The organism is Paraburkholderia kururiensis (assembly GCF_034424375.1).
Lineage (GTDB): Bacteria > Pseudomonadota > Gammaproteobacteria > Burkholderiales > Burkholderiaceae > Paraburkholderia > Paraburkholderia kururiensis_A.
The window spans coordinates 6,405,913-6,427,931 of sequence record NZ_CP139965.1 but is presented as its reverse complement, the minus strand read 5'-3'; the positions used below and the strand labels follow the sequence as shown (position 1 = coordinate 6,427,931).

The following is a 22,019-nucleotide window of genomic DNA, read 5'->3' as shown; positions in this document are numbered from 1 at the left end:
GCTCATGCAAGCCAATCAACTCGATTTCGATATGCACTTTCTGCCCGCACGTGTGGCCCGGTTCGCCGTGGAAAGACCTCATGCAACTGCCGTCGTGGATCGCGATGGAGCGCTCAACTGGCGCGACCTGTGGACATGGTCGGGCCGTCTTGCGTCGCAGCTTGTCGCCACGCATGTTCAGCCGGGCGACCGCGTGGCTATTGCGTCCACGCGCAGCGCCGCATTCGTCGCGAGCGTGCTTGCCGTGTGGCGGCTGCGCGGTTGCTATGTGCCGCTCGATCCTGCGCTGCCCGCGGCGCGTCTGCGTTGGCAGGCGCAGGACTGCGGCGCGCGCGTGGTCGTCGGCAACGGCGTGGCTCACGGTGAATGGGTCCCCGCAGGCGTGACGTTGCTCGACGCGCAGGCGTCGCGCGTTTCACGCGACATGGACACCGCCGTCGCGGCGTCACCCGAGCGTGCGCCCATGCCCCACGCGAGCGCTGACGGCAGCGACTTCGTCTGGCCCGCCTACGTGATCTACACCTCCGGTTCGACGGGCCAGCCCAAGGGCGTGGTGTTGAGCCACGCGGCGCTCGCGGCGTATCTGCGCAGTCTCTCCGAACGCTTGCCCGATGGCATCGCCAGCGCGGCGTGGCTATCGACACCCGCCGCGGACCTCGGGCATACGTCGCTCTTCGGCGCGCTCTGGCACGGCTGGACGCTGCACGCCATCGACGCCGAAGTGGCCGGCGACCCCGACGCTTTCGCAACGTACATGGACACGCACGCGGTGGACCTGCTGAAGATCGTGCCCAGCCATCTCGATGCGTTGATGCAAGGCCAGGCCCCAGCATCGGTGTTGCCGCGCCGCTGCCTCGTGGTCGGCGGCGAAGCGGCGCCCGCCCGGCTCGCGGCGCGCGTGGCGTTGCTGCGTTCGGGCTGTGTGCTCATCAATCACTACGGGCCCACTGAAACGGCGGTCGGCGTGCTGACCCACACCGGCGAAGCCGGGCGAACGACGACGCTGCCGCTCGGCACGCCGCTTTCGCACGTCGAGGCGCACATCATCGATGCGGACGGCAATGCGGTGCCCAAGGGCGTGACGGGCGAACTCTGCATTGGCGGTGCGAGCGTGGCCTACGGCTACCTGGGGCGGCCTTCGCTGACTGCCGAGCGCTTCGTGCCCGATCCCGCAGGCCACGGCGCGCGGCTCTATCGCACCGGCGACAAGAGCCGACGCTTGCCGGGCGGCGAGTTCGCGTTCCTCGGCCGGCTCGACGATCAGGTGAAGATTCGCGGCTTTCGTGTGGAGCCCGAAGAAATCGCGGCCCGCTTGCGTGCGGAGGAAGGCGTGCGCGACGCGATCGTCGTGGCGCGTGCGGACGAAGAGGGCGCGCCGTTGAAGCTCGCGGCGTATGTGACGTCGTCGGCAGCGCTCGACATCGAGGCCATTCGCGCGCGGCTTGCCGCACAGTTGCCGGACTACATGGTGCCGTCGTCGTTGCAGGTGCTTGCCGCGCTGCCGCTGACGGCCAACGGCAAGGTGGATCGCGCGGCGCTGCCGGCGCCCGGCGACGACGCAACTGCGCAGCGCACCGCATGCATCGAGCCGCGCAACGAAGCGGAGCGTACGCTCGCGGCGATATGGAAGCAGGTGCTCAAACGCGAGGACATCGGCGTCTCGGACAACTTCTTCGAGATTGGCGGCGATTCGATACTGAGTCTTCAGATCATCGCGAAGGCGCGCCGCGCAGGCCTCAAGCTCACGCCGAAGCAGATGTTCGACTATCCGACCATCGAGGCGGCAGCCCGCGTCGCCGTTGCGTTGCCTGCGGATGCGCAGGCAACGCATGCCGCGCAGCGTCCCGCCGCGGCTCCGGATCAACGTGAACGTGCGCCCCATGCGCACGATGCAGCGGAGGAAGACGCATGGTTCACGCGAGCCGGCGTGGCGCGCGACACCGTGGAAGCCGTCTATCCCGCCACGCCGATGCAGCAAGGGCTGCTCTTTCACGGCATGTTCGAGGGCGACCCGGGCCTCTACGTTTCGCAATTGCGGCTGACCATCGCGGACCTGGGCGTGGAGGCGATGCGCCGTGCGTGGGCGAGCGTGGTGGCACGTCACCCGGTGCTGCGCACGCGTTTCGTTTGCCCGCCGGGTGTCGAGCCGTTGCAGGTGGTCGAACGACACGCGGCGTTGCCGTTCGAGCTTCATCCACACCTTGCCGACGCCGCCGATGCCTATGAAGCAGCGTTCCAGACCGCACGCGCCACGATGGCGGCACGCGGTTTCGATCTGCAGACGGCGCCGCTCATGCGTGTCGATGCGTTCGTGCGTCCCGACGGCGCGCATGACGTGCTGTGGACACACCATCATGCGTTGACCGACGGCTGGAGCACGGCGCAGGTCGCATCCGAGGTGGCGCGCGCCTACGCTGCATTGATTGGCGGAGGCGAGCCGGATAGGACGCCTGGACCACGTTACGCGGACTACGTGCGCTGGCTGCGTCGGCAGCCCGACACGAACGCATTCTGGCGCACGCGCCTCGCGTCATTCCAGACGTCCGCGCGTCTCGCAGACGCGATCGGGAGCCGCGCGTTCTTCGATGCGCGCGACGCTTCCGAAGCGGACGCAGGGAACCACGCGAACGAGGCCGGGCGCACCGTGCGCGAGATCGGCGCAGCGCAGTACGCACGCGCTCAACGTGCGGCCCGGCGCGCACAGGTCACGCTCAACACGCTCGTGCAGGCGGCCTGGGCGCTCGTGCTCGCGCATTTTTCGGGACGCAGCCAGGTGCGGTTCGGCACCACGATGTCGGGGCGGCCCGTCGAGTTGCCCGAGGCGCAGTCCACCATCGGGCTCTTCATCAACAGTCTGCCGCTCGCGGTCGATGTCGAACCCGCCGCGCCCATCGCCGCGTGGGTCGCTGCGCTTCAACGCACGCACGCCGAATTGCGCGAGGTCGAGCACACGTCGCTCGCCTCGTTGCAGCAGGGGGCGGGGGTGCGTGACGGGGCGCTGTTCGACAGCCTCGTCGTGTTCGAGAACTATCCGCTCGATGAAGCGCTCCACGCGAAGCGCGAAGCCATAGGTCTGCGCGCCATCGACGCATACAGCCGCACGCATTTGCCGCTCACGCTGGTGGCGGCGCCGCGCTGCATGGGGCCGCAAACGGCCGAGGGGCTCCGGCTCGAATGGCATTGGCACGCGGCACGCGTCTCCGCCGATTCAGTATCGCGGCTCGCCGTGCATTTCGAACGCGTGCTCGAGCGCATGACCCAACTGCTCGAAACATCGGACGACGCACGGCTACGCGATATCGCAACCGACGACACGTCCGTGCAACATGCGCCCGCGCCGTGCGCGTTCCCTTTCGAGCCGGTGACCGCGCGTATCGAAGCGCAGGCCCAGGCGCGGCCCGACGCCGTCGCGATCTGCCTGACCGGCGGCGATGACGTGCGCGTGTCGGTGACGTATCGCGAACTCGACGCATGGTCGGCGCGCATCGCGCAGCAATGCCTGCATGTGTGTGGGCGAAGTGGCGAGCGCCGCATCGGCGTGGCGATGACGCGCACGCCCGCGCTCGTCGCCACGCTGCTCGGCGTGCTGCGCGCAGGCGCTGCCTACGTGCCGCTCGACCCGGCTTATCCCGACGACCGCTTGCGCGAGATTGCGCGCGATGCGGAGCTCGACGCGGTGCTCACGGAACAGGCGCTGATACCGCGGCTCGCTGCGTTGTTGCCGGGCATCGCGTTGCTCGATGAAAGCGCGTTGCAGGTTCAGACCGAGGCATCGCCGGCAGATGCGGGTCTTGCGCCACCTCAGCCGCTACCTCAGCCACACCCGCAGCAGCTTGCGTACGTGATCTACACGTCGGGTTCGACAGGGCGGCCCAAAGGTGTCGGCATCACGCATGCTGACGTGGCCCGGCTCTTCGACGCCACACACTCGCACTTCGGCTTCAACGAGCAAGACGTGTGGACGCTGTTCCACTCGTACGCGTTCGACTTTTCCGTGTGGGAGATGTTCGGCGCGCTCGTGCATGGCGGGCGCCTCGTGATCGTGCCGCACTGGACGGCACGCGAGCCCTCGGCCTTTCACGCGCTGCTGAAGCAGGAGGGCGTGACGGTGCTGAACCAGACGCCGTCGGCCTTCGCGCAGCTGACGCAGGCGGACCGCGACAACACGCTGACGACGCTGCGCACGGTGGTCTTCGGCGGCGAACGTCTGGAGCCTGCAACGATTGCGCGCTGGGCGCAGGGCGCGAAAGAGAAGGGTGTGCTGCCTTCGCTGTTGAACATGTACGGCATCACCGAAACCACGGTGCACGTCACTTGCCGGCTGCTCGACGAAGCGGCACTGAACGCGGGGCGCAGCGTGATCGGCGCACCGCTGGATGACCTCACGCTGCACGTGCTGGATGCTGACATGAACCGCGTGCCGGTGGGGGCCGTGGGCGAACTCTATGTGGGCGGCGCGGGACTGGCCCGCGGTTATCTCGGCAGACCGGGCCTTACGGCGGAACGCTTCGTGCCGGATCCGTATGGTGCGCCGGGCGCACGTCTGTATCGCTCGGGCGACCTCGCGCGCCGCCTGCCCGACGGCGATCTGGAGTACCTGGGACGCAACGACGACCAGGTGAAGCTGCGGGGCTTTCGCATCGAACCGGGCGAGATCCGCGCGGCGCTGCTGTCGCATGAGGCGGTGCGTGACGCGGCGGTGATCATCGCGGGCAACGAAGGCGCAGAGAAGCGGCTGGTGGCATACGTGGTGCCCGAAAGCGGCACGGACAAGGGCAATGTCGAACGCTGGCAGGCGTGGCTCGCTACGCGTTTGCCGGCGCATATGGTGCCCACGTCGTATGTGGAACTCGACCGTCTGCCGCTCACGCCGAATGGCAAGCTCGATCGCCGCGCGTTGCCCGCACCGGAATCCACCGCGACGTCGTCGCTTTCGTTCGTCGCGCCACGCGACGAAACCGAAGCGAAGCTCGCGGCAATCTGGCAGGACGTGCTAGGCGTGGAGCGGGTCAGCGCGCGCGACGATTTCTTCCGGCTTGGCGGCCATTCGCTGCTGGCCGTGCGGGCGATCTCGGCCGTGCGCGAAGCATTCGGCGATGCCCCTACGCTGCGCTCGCTATTCGAGCACCCTGTGCTCGAAGACTTCGCCGCCATGTTGCGCGCGACATGGGCTACGCAGACAGGCTCGCCCACGCTCGCCGGTCGCGACGACGACTCGCACAAGGCGCGCCTTGCCGATGCCGCGCTGGGCGAACCGATACCGCTCTTCGCATCGCAGGAAAGCCTGTGGTTTATCTGGAAGCTCGAGCCGCGCAGTAGCGCCTATCACGTGAGCGGTGCGCTGCGTTTCGACGGCCGCCTCGACGTGGACGCGTTACGTGCCGCATTCGCCGCGCTGAGCGTTCGTCACCCGGCACTGCGCATGCGCTTCGGCGAAACGGGCGGCGTGCCGTATCAACGTGTCGATGCCGCGCACGCTGCCCAGATCCGTTTGCTCGATCTACAGCAGCCCGACGCAAGCACAGACGAATCCGCGTTGAGCACACTTCTGACCGCGCGTCTGACCACGCTCCTGAGCGAACTTGCGAGCGAACCGTTCGATCTCACGGCCGACCCGCCCGTGCGCGCCACGCTCGTTCGTCTCGCCGACAACCGGCATGTGCTGCATCTCGTGCTGCATCACATCGTTGGCGACGACTGGTCGGTGGGACTGCTGTTCGACGACTTCTCGCGGCTCTATCGCGCGTTCGCATCGGGCCGCAATGACGATGACCGCGACGCCACGGCCGTGGCCGCTGCTGCATGGGTCGCATATCGCGACGTGATGCTCTCACGTGCTGCTCAACTCACGCCCGAACGCGAGCAAGCGCAACTGAACGCGTGGCGCACTGAACTGGCCACCGACGATGACACGGCGCATCGGCTCGCGCTGCCGTTCGACCGTACGCGCAACGGTGTACGCCGCGCGCCGGGCGCGCGGCTTCACATGCAGGTGTCGGCTGCGACGACGAACGCATTGCGGACCCTGGCCGACAAGCGTCAGGCCACGCTCTTCATGACGCTGCTCGCAGCGTTCGACGCGTTGCTCTACCGCTATACCGGACAGCGCGACATTCGCATCGGCGTGCCGCTCGCGGGCCGCGATCTGCCAGGCGCCGCGAAGGTGGCGGGCTTCTTCGTCAACACGGTCGTGCTGCGCACGGCACCGCGCGGCACGACACGCGTCGCGCAATTGATCGACGCGGTACGCGAGCGTTTGCTGTGTGCCTACGCGAACCAGGACGTGCCGTTCGCGCGAGTCGTGAAGGCGTTGCAGCCGGAACGCGACCTCTCGCACACGCCGCTCTTTCAGGTGCTCGTCAATCAGCAGCAATACCACGATCTGAGCGAATCGTTCGGCGAGGCGTTGCGTGTGACGGTGCAACCGACAGGCAACGGCGAGGCGCAATTCGACTTGATGCTCAACATCGCGCAAATGCCGGATGCCGGGCTCGATCTCACCTTCACGTATGCCACCGATGTGTTCGACGCCGCCACCATCGAACGCATGGCCCGCAACTTCGCAGGGCTGCTCGAGGTGTGGACCGAGGACGAGGCGCGGCCGCTTGCATCGCTCGAATTGCCGGAACTGCGCGATGAGCCGGCACCGCGCACGAAGGCATGTTGGCCCGACCCGCTCGACGTTGCTTCGCGTGTTGCGCTGCAGGCGGCGCAGCGCGGCGACGCGATCGCGCTGGTGGACGGCGAGCAGCGCACGACCTACGCGCAGCTCGACGCATGGTCGCGCGCGATTGCGGTCGAACTGAAACGGCGCGGCGTGAAGGCCGAAACACGCGTGGGCGTTGCCATGCAGCGCTCCGCCGCGCTCGTCGCTGCGCTGCTCGGCGTGCTGCGGGCAGGCGGAACCTATGTGCCGCTCGATCCTTCGTATCCGCAAGAGCGTTTCGCGCACATCGTCGAAGACGCGCGGCTGGGGCCCATCGTGGCCGATGCCGAAAGCCTCGCGCAACATGCGGACCTGTTCGCGTGGCGGCCGGTGATCGACGTCGCGACGCTGCGCAACGTGGCGGTGGACATCGAAGCGGAACGTTTCGTGCGTCCGCACCCGCAGCAACTGGCATACGTGATCTACACGTCGGGTTCGACAGGGCGGCCCAAAGGTGTCGGCATCACGCACGCTGACGTGGCCCGGCTCTTCGACGCCACACACTCGCACTTCGGCTTCAACGAGCACGACGTGTGGACGCTGTTCCACTCGTACGCGTTCGACTTTTCCGTGTGGGAGATGTTCGGCGCGCTCGTGCATGGCGGGCGCCTCGTGATCGTGCCGCACTGGACGGCACGCGAGCCCACGGCCTTTCATGCGCTGCTGAAGCAGGAGGGCGTGACGGTGCTGAACCAGACGCCGTCGGCTTTCGCGCAACTCACACAAGCCGACCGCGACAACACGCTGACGACGCTGCGCACGGTGGTCTTCGGCGGCGAACGTCTGGAGCCTGCAACGATTGCGCGCTGGGCGCAGGGCGCGAAAGCGAAGGGTGTGCTGCCTTCGCTGGTGAACATGTACGGCATCACCGAGACCACGGTGCACGTCACTTGCCGCCTGCTCGACGAAGCGGCACTGAAGGCGGGGCGCAGCGTGATCGGCGCACCGCTGGATGACCTCACGCTGCACGTGCTGGATGCGGACATGAACCGCGTGCCGGTGGGGGCCGTGGGCGAACTCTATGTGGGCGGCGCGGGACTGGCCCGCGGTTATCTCGGCAGACCTGGGCTCACGGCGGAACGCTTCGTGCCGGATCCGTATGGTGCGCCGGGCGCACGTCTGTATCGCTCGGGCGACCTCGCGCGCCGCCTGCCCGACGGCGATCTGGAGTACCTGGGACGCAACGACGACCAGGTGAAGCTGCGGGGCTTTCGCATCGAACCGGGCGAGATCCGGGCGGCGCTGCTGGCACATGATGCGGTGCGTGACGCGGCGGTGATCATCGCGGGCAACGAGGGCGCAGAGAAGCGGCTGGTGGCATACGTGGTGCCCGAAAGCGTTTCGGACAAGGGCAATGTCGAACACTGGCAGGCGTGGCTCGCTACGCGTCTGCCGGCGCATATGGTGCCTGCGTCGTATGTCGAACTCGACCGTCTGCCGCTCACGCCGAACGGCAAGCTCGATCGCCGCGCGTTGCCCGCACCCGAAGCGACGAATACGGCGCGCGCAGCGGCGCCCTCGAACGCCGACGAACAAGCGCTGCTCGCGATCTGGCGCAACGTGCTGCGTCGGGACGATATCGGCGTGACGGACAACTTCTTCGTCGTGGGTGGCGATTCGATATTGAGCTTGCAGATCGTCGCGAAGGCGCGCGATGCAGGGTGGCATTTGACGCCGCGCATGGTGTTCGAAACGCCGACGGTCGAAGGGTTGGCGCGCGCCGCGCGTGCGGCAACGCCGGTGCCGGCACACCGTGACGCTGAGCCGCGCCGTGCAGTCACATCGGATTCGACCGACCTCTGGCGCGCGCTCGGTCTCACGCCAGAGCACATCGAAGACGTCTATGCGGCTACGCCGCTGCAAAGCGGGCTGCTCTATCACGCGCTTACTGCGGAGCCGACGCAGCACGCTTACCTCAACCAGATGCGCGTTACGCTCACGGGCAGCCTTCACAGCGATACGATGCGTGCCGCGTGGCAGGCTGTACTCGAGCGGCACGCCATCTTGCGCACGCGCTTTGCGTGGTCACACGGCGGTGCGGCGATGCAGGTGGTGCATCGGCGGCTCGCACTGCCGTTCGAGACGCACGATTGGTCCGCGGCCAGCGACTACGATGCGCGTCTTGCCGCCTGGCGCGAGCGCGATCTCGCTGCCGGCATGGCGCTCGACGCGGCGCCGTTGATGCGCGTCGCGCTGTTCGTGCGCGATGCGCGCACAGTCGATCTCGTCTGGACGCACCATCACGTGCTGCTCGACGGCTGGAGCGTAGCGAGTCTCGTCGGCGAAATTCTGCGCGACTATCGGGCGCATGTGGCGGGCAGAGCGATCGCTTTCGAGCCTGCGCCGCCGTATCGACAGTACGTGGAATGGATGCGTGCGGCCGCGAGCGATGCCGCGACGCAGACCTGGTGGCGCGAGCGCATCGCGCAGGCCTTCCGCGCCGACGACCCGGCGACGCTCATGGCGAGCCTTCCCGCACCACGCACGCGCGAACACGGCACGCATGCGCGCCGGCAACGGCTCGACGCCATGCTGGCTGAACGGCTGTACGCGGCGGCGCGCCGCTACGAAGTCACGCTCAACACGTTGATGCAAGCGGCGTGGGCCGTGGTGCTCGCACGCCACGGGCATCGACGCAGCGTCGCGTACGGTACGACGTTTTCGGGGCGTTCGGCGCCGGTGCCGGGCATCGACCGCATGCTCGGCCTCTTCATCAACACGCTGCCCGTGTGGGTCGATGTGAAGGCGGACGAGGGCGTGGGCGCGTGGTTGCGCGGCGTGCAGCACGCGTTCGCGACACTGCGGCAATACGAGCACACGCCGCTCGCGCAGGTGCAACAGTGGGCGGCACGCAGCGGCGATGCGCTGTTCGACAGCCTCGTGGTGTTCGAGAACTATCCGCTGGACGGTGCGCGCGAGGGCGACGGCGATCTCGAGATTGGCGCGGTCGAATCGGTGGACCCGACGCATTATCCGCTCGCACTCGCGATCATTCCGCGGGCGCAGACGTTGGCGCTCGAATGGTCATGGGATGGGGAGCGGATCGATCGCGTGACCGTCGAGCGCCTGGCAACACACTACGAGACGGTGTTGCAGCAACTGTCGGAGGAGGGTGAGCGTCGTGTTGGAGAGCTCGAACTGCTGCCGCGCGGCTTAGATGAAGCACCGTTGGCGCGGTATCCGTTCGACTCTTTAGGTGCCGCGCTGGTGGCCCAGGCACAGCGCACGCCGTTAGCCCTGGCGGTGCGCTGCGAGGAGGAATCGCTGCGTTACGGCGAACTCGATGCGTGGTCGGCCCGCGTGGCACGTGAACTCGTGGTGCGCGGCGCAGGCGCCGAGCATCGCGTGGGACTGTGCGTGCGACGTGGCCCGGCGCTGATCGCGGCACTGGTGGGCATCGTGCGCTCGGGTGCAGCGTTCGTGCCGCTGGACCCGGAGTATCCGGCGGCCCGTCTCGCGCAGATGATCGACGACGCCGGCATCACGCGCGTGGTGGCCGATGCGGCGAGTGCGGAGCGGATGGCCGGCGTGCTGGCGGGGTGCGAGGTGATCGGCATTGAGGTGAGTGATGTTGAGGCGAGCGATGTTGAGGCCGGCGCCTTCGCCGCGCCGCTGCATCCGCACCAGCTTGCCTACGTGCTCTACACGTCGGGCTCGACAGGCCGCCCCAAGGGCGTGGCCGTGAGCCACGGCTCACTGTGGACCCACCTCCAGGACTTCCTCTCTACCTACGGCATCAGTGAGGCCGACACGGTGCTGCACTCGTCGACGGTCAACTTCGACGTTGCACTGCACGAGATACTGCCGGCGCTGCTGACGGGCGCCACCGTGGAGATGCGCGGCGAGCAGCCGTGGGACCTGCAGGGCCTCAGCGAACGCCTGGTGAGCCGCGGCGTGACGTTCGCGCGTATTCCCACGGCGCTGTGGCAGCAGTGGCAGCGGCATGCGCCCGCGCGTGAGACGTTGCGCCTGCGCCAGGTGACGGTAGGCGGCGAGGCGCTGCCAGGCGATGCACTCGCGCTGTGGCGCAAGGGACCGCTGGGAGACATCCGGCTCGACAACCTGTACGGCCCCACAGAAACGACGATTGCAGCGCTGTACCGCGAGACCTGCGAGCAGGACAGCAGGGAAGTCACGGTGCCGATCGGCCGGCCCTATCCGGGCCGCACGGCACGCGTTCTGGATGCATTCGGCGATGAGGCGCCGGTGGGTGGACTGGGCGAACTGTGCATCGGCGGCCCGACCGTGGCACGCGGATACCTGGGGCGTGCGGCGCTCACGGCCGAACGCTTCGTGCCGGACCCGTACGGCGAACCCGGCGCGCGGCAGTACCGCAGCGGCGACCTGTGCCGCATGCGCGGGGACGGCACGGTGGAATTCCTGGGCCGCCTCGACCAGCAGGTGAAGCTGCGCGGCCAGCGCATCGAGCCGGGCGAGATCGAGGCCGTGCTGCGGCAGTGCGAAGGCGTGCGCGAGGCCGCCGTGGTGGTGACGGGCGAAGGGGACAAGCGCAGGCTGGCGGCCTACGTATCGGTATCGGGCAAAACGCAGCCCGATGCGGTGCTTGGCACGCTAGAACAGAAGCTGCCGGGCTACATGGTGCCGTCGTCGGTGACGGTGCTGGAGCGTCTGCCGTGGATGCCCAACGGCAAGCTGGACCGTGCCGCGCTGCCGGCGCCACGTGAGATGCAGCGTGAACGCGTGGCTGCGTCGAACGAAACCGAGGCGTTGCTGCTGTCGATCTGGTCGTCGGTGCTGGGTCGAGACGACCTGGGCGTGACGGAGAACTTCTTCGAGGCGGGGGGCGATTCGATCCAGAGCCTGCAGATCATCGCGAAGGCGAGACAGGCCGGGCTGAGGCTGACGCCGCGGCAGGTGTTCGAGCATCCGACGGTCGCCGCACTGGCGCAGCGGGTGGAGCGGGTGGAGCAGCTCGACGCGAAGCCAGGCGACGAACAACCCGAGGACGATGAACCGCTTGCGCTCACGCCGATCCAGCAGCTGTTCTTCGAGCGCTATCCCGAGGGGGAATCCCACTGGAACCAGGCGGTGCTGCTGAAGGTGCGCGGCCGGCTTGACGTGCCGGCGCTGGAGCGTGCGGTGCGGGCACTGGCGCAGCGTCACGATGCGCTGCGGCTGCGGTTCGTGAAGCACGACGATGGCTGGAAACAGATTGCGGTGCCGGCACAGGACGCCGGTCAAGACCTGGTGCGTTGCGACCGGCTCGCGTCGCTGTCGGCGCTGGAAGCGGCGTGCGAAGGCATCCAGTCGAGCCTGGACATCGAGCGCGGGCCGGTGTGGCGCGTGGGCTATTTCGAGGCGCCGGGTGAGGCACAGGACGAAGCACGGCTGCTGGTCGCGATCCACCATCTGGCGGTGGACGGCGTGTCGTGGCGCGTGCTGCTGGACGAACTGCAGACGGCCTACGAGCAGGCTGCGCGCGGCGAGACCATCGCGTTGCCGGCCGCCTCCACGCCGTGGCGCACGTGGGTGCGTGCACTGCTGCGCTATGCGCAAACAGAACCTGTGCTGGCCGAGGCAGCGTGGTGGCGGCAGGCGCTCTCCGCAGTGGATGCCGCCGCTGATCTACCGCTGCGCCCCGCCGCGGGCACGCGCATGGCGCACAGCGCGACCCTGGACTGGACCCTCGACGCTGCACGCACACGCGATCTCCTCCACAACGCGTCGCGCGCATACCGCACGCGAGTGGACGAATTGCTGCTCGCGGCGCTCGCGCGCGCGCTCGGCACATGGAGCGGTGCAACGGAGGTCGCTGTCGAACTGGAAGGACATGGCCGCGAAGACGTGATCGACGACGTGGACCTGAGCCGCACCGTCGGCTGGTTCACCACGCGTTTTCCTGTCGCGTTGCCGGCTATGCACGCCGCGCCGGGCGAGGCGCTCGTCGCCGTAAAAACGCGCGTGCGCGCCATGCCGCACAAGGGGCTGCATTGGGGCTTGCTCCCTGCGAGCCGCGAACGTCGGCGTCCGGCGGTGAGCTTCAACTATCTGGGCCGCTTCGACCAGTCGCTCGATGCCGATTCGCGCTTCGCGTTCAGCGCCGAACCGGCAGGCGCCACGCACGGCGATGGCGCGCGTCTCGATTACGCGCTGGACCTCAACGGCATCGTGACGGGCGACACGCTGCTGCTGCGCTGGCGCTTCGATCCGGCGAGGATCGATCGCGAAACGGTGGAGCGGATCGTGGCCGACTTCGGCCGCGAAGTCGACTCGCTCCTCGCGCATTGCATGGCCGCGCCGCCCGGCGCGAGCGCATCGGACTTTCCGCTCTCGGGTCTCGACGACGCGCAGTTGCGCGCGCTCGGCCTCAAGCTGGGCGGCGTGGCGGACATCTATCCCGCCACGCCGCTGCAACAGGGCCTGCTTTATCACAGCGAACTCGCGCACGGCCAGGGCGTTTACGTGAATCAGCTTCAACTGACGCTGGCGGGGCCTTTCGATGCCGATGCGTTGCGTGCCGCCTGGCAGGCCGCCATTGCGCGACACGATGCGTTGCGCACGCGATTCGTACGGCATCCTGACGGTACGGCGTTGCAGATTGTCGAGCGTGAAGCGGTGCTGCCGTTTGCGGTGCACGACTGGCGCGATATCGCGCCTGCCGACGTGGCGGACGACAGCGTGTCCGACTACGACGCTCGCCTTGCCGCGTGGCGCACCGCAGACATCGCCGCGGGCATCGATACCTCGCAGGCGCCGCTCTTGCGCGTCAACGTATTCCTGCGTCCGGACGGCCGCTTCGATCTCGTGCGTACGCATCATCACGTGCTCACCGATGGATGGAGCGGCGCGCGCCTCTTGAGCGAAGTCTTCGACGATTACGAACGCGCGCTGGGTGCAAGGCGAGAGCCGGTTCGTGTGGCGACAGTGCCGCCGCCTTACCGCCGCTACGTGGAGTGGCTCGCGAAGCAGCCCGACCCGCGCGACTGGTGGGTCGAAAGGCTCGCGGCGCTCGACGATCCAGGCACGCTCACCGCGAGCCTCGCGGCACCGCGAGCGCACGCGGCAAGCGAGAAGCAAAGCGCTGTGACGCACAAGACCGTGATGCGACTCGACACCACGCTCGACCAGCGCGTGCGCCGCGCGGCGCAGCGGCATCGCGTGACGCTCAACACGTTGATGCAGGGCGCGTGGGCGGTGCTGCTCGCGCGGTTGAGCGGCAAGCCGTCCGTCGCGTTCGGCGTGACGGTGTCGGGCCGTCCCGCCGCGCTCGAAGGTTCGGAGCAGATGTTCGGTCTCTTCATCAACAGCCTGCCCGTGTTCGTGCAGGTGCCGGGCGACGCAGCGGTGTCGGACTGGCTCGGCGGGCTGCAGCGCTGGAACGTGGAGATGCGCGAAGTCGAACACACGCCGCTCGCTTCGTTGCAGCAATGGGCGGGCCGAAGCGGCGATGCGTTGTTCGACAGCCTCATGGTCTTCGAAAACTATCCCATTGCCGCGCGTGCCGAAAGCCTGGCGGGCAGCGAGGCGAACCGCTTGCGCGTGGAGCGGGTGGATGCGGTCGAGCGCACGCACTATCCGCTGACGCTGACCATCCTGCCTGCAAGGCAGCTCGAGGTGCATTGGAGCTGGGACAGCCGGCGGCTCGACGAAACGCAGATCGAGGCATTGCAGCGGCACTATCTCGCGCTGCTCGATGCATTGGCCGACGAAGGGGAGCACGCGGCGCGCTTTGTCGGCGAACTGGCGGTGCGGCGTGGGGCGCCTCATGCCGAAGCGTTGCCCGAAGCGACGTGGCGCGCCTGCCATGAACGCTTCGCGGCGGAAGCCGCACGTGCGCCGACGCGCATCGCGCTGCGCCAGCACGGCGCGACCTTCGACTACGCAACGCTGGCGCGCTGGGCGGCCACCATCGACGCGCGGCTGCGCGCAAGCGGCGTGGCCTGCGAAGAACGCGTGGCCGTCTGCATGCGGCGCTCGCCCGCGCTGATCGCGAGCATGCTCGGCGTGTGGCGCAGCGGCGCGGCGTACGTGCCGCTCGATCCGTCGTTCCCGGCCGAACGTTTGCGCTTCATGCTCGACGACGCCGGTATCACGCGAATCGTTTCGGATGCCGAAGGAATAGAACGGCTTCAGGGCGGACTCGATGACCGCATCGTGATCGATGCGAGTTTGCCTGCGAGCGCGGAAGCGGTGCCGTCGCCGGCGCGGCCCGTCGCGGCGGATCAGCTTGCCTACGTCATCTACACGTCGGGTTCGACGGGACGACCCAAAGGCGTCGCTGTTTCGCACGGCGCACTGGCAAGGCTCATCGCAAGCGTGAGCGTGGCGCCGGGGCTATTGCCGGACGACGTGCTGCTCTCGGTCACGACGGCTTCGTTCGACATCTCGTTGCTCGAATTCTGTCTGCCGCTCACGAAGGGCGCGTGCATCGAGTTAGCCGACACGCAGACGGCCGGCCATGGCGAAGCGCTCGCGGCGTTGATCGAAACGAGCGGCGCCACGGCGATGCAGGCCACGCCGAGCGGCTGGCGCCTGTTGCTGGAAGCGGGTTGGCGCGGTCCGTCCGATGGTCGTGCTTTCGCGGCCCTCGCAGGAGGTGAGGCGTTGCCCGACGATCTTGCCGCGCAACTGATTGCGCGTGGCGTTTCGCTCTGGAACCTGTACGGGCCGACCGAAACGACGATCTGGTCCACGTGTGCGCGCGTTTTGCGAGGCGACGCCGTCACGATCGGTCGCGCGCTGCATGCGAACGCGCTGCGCATCGTCGATGCGAGCGGCGCGCTGACGCCGCAGGGCGGCATCGGCGAGCTTTGCATCGGCGGTGACAACCTGGCGCGCGGTTATCTCGGTCGCGCCGCGCTCACGGCCGAGCGCTTCGTGCCGGACCCGTGGGGGCCGCCCGGCGCGCGGATGTATCGCACCGGCGACCTTGCGCGCGAACGTGGCGATGGCGACATCGCGTGCCTCGGCCGCATCGACCAGCAGGTGAAGCTGCGCGGATACCGCATCGAGCCTGGCGAGATCGAAGCAGCGCTGCGTGCGCTCGCCGGCATCGACGATGCGGCGGTGGCGCTCGTATCCGGCGTGGGCGGTGCGGAGCCGCGGTTGATCGGCTATGTCGTGGTGAGTGACGGTCAGGCGTTGCCCTCGGGATGGCGCGCAACGTTGCGCGCGCGCCTGCCGGCCTACATGGTGCCCGCCGCGCTGCACGCCGTCGACGCGTTGCCGCGTACCGCGAACGGCAAGCTCGATCGTCACGCGCTTGCGCGCCTCGGCGATCCGGCTGCCGACGACGTGTCGTGGATAGAACCTTCGGGCGAAGCCGAGACGCTGGTTGCGCAGGTATTCGGCGAGGTGCTGGGCGTGGCACGCGTGGGCGCGGACGACGACTTCTTCGCGATAGGCGGTCATTCGCTCGCGGCGGTGCGCGTGATCGCGCGGCTCTCCGAGCGGCTTGGCAGAAAGGTGGCGCTCGCGATGCTTTTCGACGCGCCCACGCCCGCGCGATTGGCCGCGGCACTGGCTGCCGGCTCGCCACACGAGCACGCCGCCGCATTGCAGGCACTCGACGGACTGTTCGATGAACTCGATTGAGGCGCTCCACGATATGTCGATCAGGATGACCAATGAACCCGGTGCGAGCGGAGTGGCGGGCCTTGCAGCAGGGCACGATGCTGATCTTGCGGCGAAGCGAACCGAGGCCGCCTTGCTGCGGGACGAGCCCGGCAAGAGCGGGGACACGGCGAGCCAGGCGCTCGCCATCTCGCGCAAATACGCGGCGTTGCCGGCGCCACAGCGGCGCCGCTTTCGCGAGAAGGTGAGAGCGCAGAGCATCGATACGGCGCGTTTGCCGGTCGTGCCGCTTTCGCGCGATGCGTCCGAAAGCGGTGAAGAAGGGCATGACTATCCGTTGTCCGCTTCGCAGCAGCGGCTGTGGTTTCTGTGGAACGTCGATCCATCGAGCCCTGCCTACAACCTCTCACGCGCCATGCGGCTGACGGGTGCGCTCGACGTGCGCGCGCTGCGTCGCGCCTTCGATGCGCTCGTCGCGCGGCACGGCGCGTTGCGCGCGACGTTCGTGGAGCGAGACGGCGTGGCGCGTCAGCGGATCGCCCACGCCGGGTGCTGTGCATGGCGCGAACGTGTGCTCGATGACCCGGCTGCGTTGAGCGAGACGTTGCGCGAAGCGGCACGCGAGCCGTTTGATCTGAGGGCGGGCCCCCTGCTGCGTGTCGATCTGATTGCACTCGATACGGACTGCTACGTTTTGATTATCGTCACACATCACATCGTTTCGGATGGCTGGTCGCAGTCGTTGCTCGTGCGCGAACTGGCCGCGCTGTACGCGGCCGCGATCGAATGTGAAGACGGCGATATCGCGCGGTCGTTGCCGCCGGTCGGGATCCACTTTGGCGATGTCGCGGCGTGGCAGGGCGAGTGGCGCGACGGCGCGCCCGACGACGATCTCGCCTACTGGACCGCGCGGCTCGGCGTGGAACGGCCTGCGCTGGAATTGCCGCTCGATCGTCCGCGGCCTGCGGTGCGCGGCGTGGACGGAGGGCGCTGTACCGTCGACCTGAGTGCCGGACGCGCGCGACCGTTGCGCGAGCTGGCGCGTCGGCGCGGCACGACGCTCTTCACGGTGCTGCTCGGCGCCTATGCGGCGCTGCTGTATCGATATGGCGGGCAGACGTGCATACGCATCGGCGTGCCGTCGGCGGGCAGGCAACGGCGCGAAACGGAAGCGCTGATCGGCTATTTCGTGAATACGCTGGTGATCGAGGCCGACGTTGCGGGCGCCATGCCGTTCGATGCGCTGCTTGCCGGCCTGCACACGCGTGTGCTGGAGGCGCAGGCGCATCAGGACATATCGTTCGGCCGCGTGCTCGATGCGCTTCATCTCGAGCGCGACCTGGGCCGCGCGCCGCTTTTTCAGGTGATGTTCAACCTCGAGCAGGCGACGAGCGAGGCGTCGGTGGCGATGCCCGGTCTCGTCGTGCAGGCGGAGGGAAGCGGGACGGGCACGGCGCGCTTCGATCTGGTGCTGAACGTGGTGGACGACGGGCAGGGACTGCGGCTGATGTTCAACTACGCGGCCGATGTGTTCGATGCATCGACGGTGGAGCGCCTGGCAACGCACTACGAGACGGTGTTGCAGCAACTGTCGGAGGAGGATGAGCGTCGTGTTGGAGCGCTGCAACTGCTGCCGCGCGGCTTCGATGAAGCACCGTTGGCGCGGTATCCCTTCGAGTCTTTAGGTGCCGCGCTGGTGGCCCAGGCACAGCGCACGCCGTTAGCCCTGGCGGTGCGCTGCGAGGAGGAATCGCTGCGTTACGGCGAACTGGATGTGTGGTCAGCCCGCGTGGCACGTCAACTCGTGGTGCGTGGCGCAGGCGCCGAGCATCGCGTGGGACTGTGCGTGCGACGTGGCCCGGCGCTGATCGCGGCACTGGTGGGCATCGTCCGCTCGGGCGCGGCGTTCGTGCCGCTGGACCCGGAGTATCCGGCGGCCCGTCTCGCGCAGATGATCGACGACGCCGGCATCACGCGCGTGGTGGCCGATGCGGCGAGTGCGAAGCGGATGGCCGGCGTGCTGGCGGGATGCGAGGTGATCGGCATTGAGGTGAGTGATGTTGAGGCGAGCGATGTTGAGGCCGGCGCCTTCGCCGCGCCGCTGCATCCGCACCAGCTTGCCTATGTGCTCTACACCTCGGGCTCGACAGGCCGCCCCAAGGGCGTGGCCGTGAGCCACGGCGCACTGTGGACCCACCTGCAGGACTTCCTCTCGACCTACGGCATCAGTGAGGCCGACACGGTGCTGCACTCGTCGACGGTCAACTTCGACGTGGCGCTGCACGAGATACTGCCGGCGCTGCTGACGGGCGCCACCGTGGAGATGCGCGGCGAACAGCCGTGGGACCTGCAGGGCCTCAGCGAACGCCTGGTGAGCCGCGGCGTGACGTTCGCGCGTATTCCCACGGCGCTGTGGCAGCAGTGGCAGCGGCACGCGCCCGCGCGCGAGACGTTGCGCCTGCGCCAGGTGACGGTAGGCGGCGAGGCGCTGCCAGGCGATGCACTCGCGCTGTGGCGCAAGGGACCGCTCGCGGACATCCGGCTCGACAACCTGTACGGGCCTACGGAGACCACCATCGCGGCGCTGTTCAGACAGACCTGCGAGCAGGACAGCAGGGAAGTCACGGTGCCGATCGGCCGGCCCTACCCGGGCCGCACGGCACGCATCCTGGATGCATTCGGCGACGAGGCGCCGGTGGGTGGACTGGGCGAACTGTGCATCGGCGGGCCGACTGTCGCTCGCGGGTACCTGGGGCGTGCGGCGCTCACGGCCGAACGCTTCGTGCCGGACCCGTACGGCGAACCCGGCGCGCGGCAGTACCGCAGCGGCGACCTGTGCCGCATGCGTGATGACGGCACGGTGGCGTTCCTCGGCCGCCTCGACCAGCAGGTGAAGCTGCGCGGCCAGCGCATCGAGCCGGGCGAGATCGAGGCGGTGCTGCGGCAGTGCGAAGGCGTGCGCGAGGCCGCCGTGGTGGTGACGGGCGAAGGAGAGAGGCGCAGGCTGGCGGCCTACGTATCGGTATCGGGCAAAACGCAGTCCGATGCGGTGCTTCGCACGCTTGAACAGAAGCTGCCGGGCTACATGGTGCCGTCGTCGGTGACGGTGCTGGAGCGTCTGCCGTGGATGCCCAACGGCAAGCTGGACCGTGCAGCGCTGCCGGCACCACGTGAGATGCGGCGCGAACGCGTGGAGCCATCGAACGAAACCGAGGCCCTGATGCTGTCGATCTGGTCGTCGGTGCTGGGTCGAGACGACCTGGGCGTGACGGAGAACTTCTTCGAGGCGGGGGGCGATTCGATCCAGAGCCTGCAGATCATCGCGAAGGCGAGACAGGCCGGGCTGAGGCTGACGCCGCGGCAGGTGTTCGAGCATCCGACGGTCGCCGCACTGGCGCAGCGGGTGGAGCGGGTGGAGCAGCTCGACGCGAAGCCAGGCGACGAACAACCCGAGGACGATGAACCGCTTGCGCTCACGCCGATCCAGCAGCTGTTCTTCGAGCGCTATCCCGAGGGGGAATCCCACTGGAACCAGGCGGTGCTGCTGAAGGTGCGCGGCCGGCTTGACGTGCCGGCGCTGGAGCGTGCGGTGCGGGCACTGGCGCAGCGTCACGATGCGCTGCGGCTGCGGTTCGTGAAGCACGACGATGGCTGGAAACAGATTGCGGTGCCGGCACAGGACGCCGGTCAAGACCTGGTGCGTTGCGACCGGCTCGCGTCGCTGTCGGCGCTGGAAGCGGCGTGCGAAGGCATCCAGTCGAGCCTGGACATCGAGCGCGGGCCGGTGTGGCGCGTGGGCTATTTCGAGGCATCGGGCGAGGCGCAGGACGAAGCACGGCTGCTGGTCGCGATCCACCATCTGGCGGTGGACGGCGTGTCGTGGCGCGTGCTGCTGGACGAACTGCAGACGGCCTACGAGCAGGCTGCGCGCGGCGAGACCATCGCGTTGCCGGCTGCATCCACGCCGTGGCGCATGTGGGTGCGTGCACTGCTGCGCTATGCGCGATCGACCGAACTCATGCACGAACTGGCGTGGTGGCAAATCGCGCTCGATACGCCTGCCTCATGCGCGGGTCGCGTCTTTCCCACACGCACACCGGACATTCAAGCGCAAAAGACGCTACGCACGACCCTCTCCGCCGACCTCACGGCGCAGCTGCTGCGTGAGGCGCCGCGCGCGTACCGGCTGCGTGTGGACGAGGTGTTGCTTGCCGCGCTATCTCGTTCGGTATGCGAAATAACGTCGCGAGACGAGGTGCTGGTCGAACTGGAAGGCCATGGTCGCGAGGACTTCGTTGACGGCGTGGATCTGAGTCGCACAGTCGGCTGGTTCACGACGCAATATCCGCTGGCGTTGCCGGGCGCATCGGCGTCGCCGGAAGAGGCGCTGCTGCGCGTGCACGAACGCCTCGCCGCAGTTCCCCGGCGCGGCTTCGGCTGGGGACTGCTTGCACGATGTGCGGACGAAAGCGCCAAGGCCGCATTGAGCGCACTGCCGGTTCCTGAGATCGCGTTCAACTATCTGGGGCGCTTCGAGCGGACCTTCGGTGCAGACGGTCGGTTCGGCTTTGCGAGCGAATCGTCGGGGGCGGCGATTGCGGCTCGCGCACGCACGCCGGATCGCGCGCTCGACGTCAACGCCTGGATCGCCGGCGACTCGCTTTCGCTGAGCTGGGGCTACGCACCGCAATTCATCAGCGATGCGCTGGCTGGGCAGATCGTGGCGTCGTTCGAATCTGCGCTCGTCGGACTGCTCGAGCATCTGTGCGCGGCGGTTTCGCCGGCGGGCGAAACCGCGTTGCAGCGGTTGCCGCCAGCGTCGGCCGCGCTTCTGGACCAGGCACGAAACGACGACGTGGCCGCGAACTGGGTGGCGCGCGCGGTCTACGAATCGGCTTTGCCGATACCGTCCGCGTACGCGTTAGCGGACTGGCTCGCCCGTCGCCGTAAAAGTGGGCAGACCATCGGGCGGACCCGCACGCTCGCCGCATCGTCGGTTGAACCATGGCCGAACGATGCGCTGCTTCCCGCCGTGCCGCTCAATGCGCTCGGCGCGCCCGTGGCGCTGTTCGTGTTGCATCCGGGCTACGGCATGGTGGGCGAATACCGCACGCTGGCGCAGGCGCTGAACGGCCGCGTGTCCGTCATCGCACTGCAGGCGCCCAGGTTGCGCGGGGCGCCGTGGCGCGGCGACACGTTCGAGGCGTTGGCTGCCCACTACGCGGCCTGTATCGAAGCCCTTCAGCCAGACAGCCCGTGTGCCCTGCTCGGATGGTCGTTCGGAGGGCGGCTGGCCGTGGCAATCGCCGACGTGCTGGAGAGGCAGGGCAGGCACGTGCCGTTCGTCGGCATCGTCGATACGGCGACCCATCGCGAAGACGGACCCGAGCCGTCGAACCCGGACGGCAAGCCTGTGGCGTCGTTCGACGAAACCGCCGCGACGCGCGGCGAGCGCACGCTGCTAGGCGAGGCGTTCGCCGCCGATGCCCTGCACGCCGCGCTCATGGCCCGTCACACGTTGCCGCACATCGAGGCCGACCTGCACGTCTGGCGTGCCTTGCGCACCCGCGACCCGCGGCGCCGCATGGACTGGGCGCAACGGACGTCGGGGCAGGTGCACTGGCGGGACCTGGACGCCACGCACACGAGCATCGTCCATCACCCGGCGTTGGCCGCGCAGCTTCTGGAGGCGCTTCGGGCTGCGATGACCTGACGGAATACGGCTGGGACGACGAGGCACGAAGCGCGACGGAGCAGCCCTACAAATCGCCGACAAGAC

General features: G+C 68.3%; 2 protein-coding genes. Both read left to right on the top strand.

All coding sequences use genetic code 11. The annotated features are described in order from the left end of the window. Positions 1-4: 4 nt before the first annotated feature. Positions 5-16,261 carry a non-ribosomal peptide synthetase gene (locus U0042_RS28630; RefSeq protein WP_327205018.1) on the top strand — a complete coding sequence of 5,419 codons (16,257 nt, stop codon included), beginning with the start codon at positions 5-7 and terminating at the stop codon, positions 16,259-16,261. Then, complete coding sequence (locus U0042_RS28625; protein ID WP_327205017.1) at positions 16,248-21,953, top strand: non-ribosomal peptide synthetase; 5,706 nt, start codon at positions 16,248-16,250, stop codon at positions 21,951-21,953. Before U0042_RS28630 ends, U0042_RS28625 begins: the two co-directional genes overlap by 14 nt. The last annotated feature ends 66 nt before the right edge of the window (positions 21,954-22,019 follow it).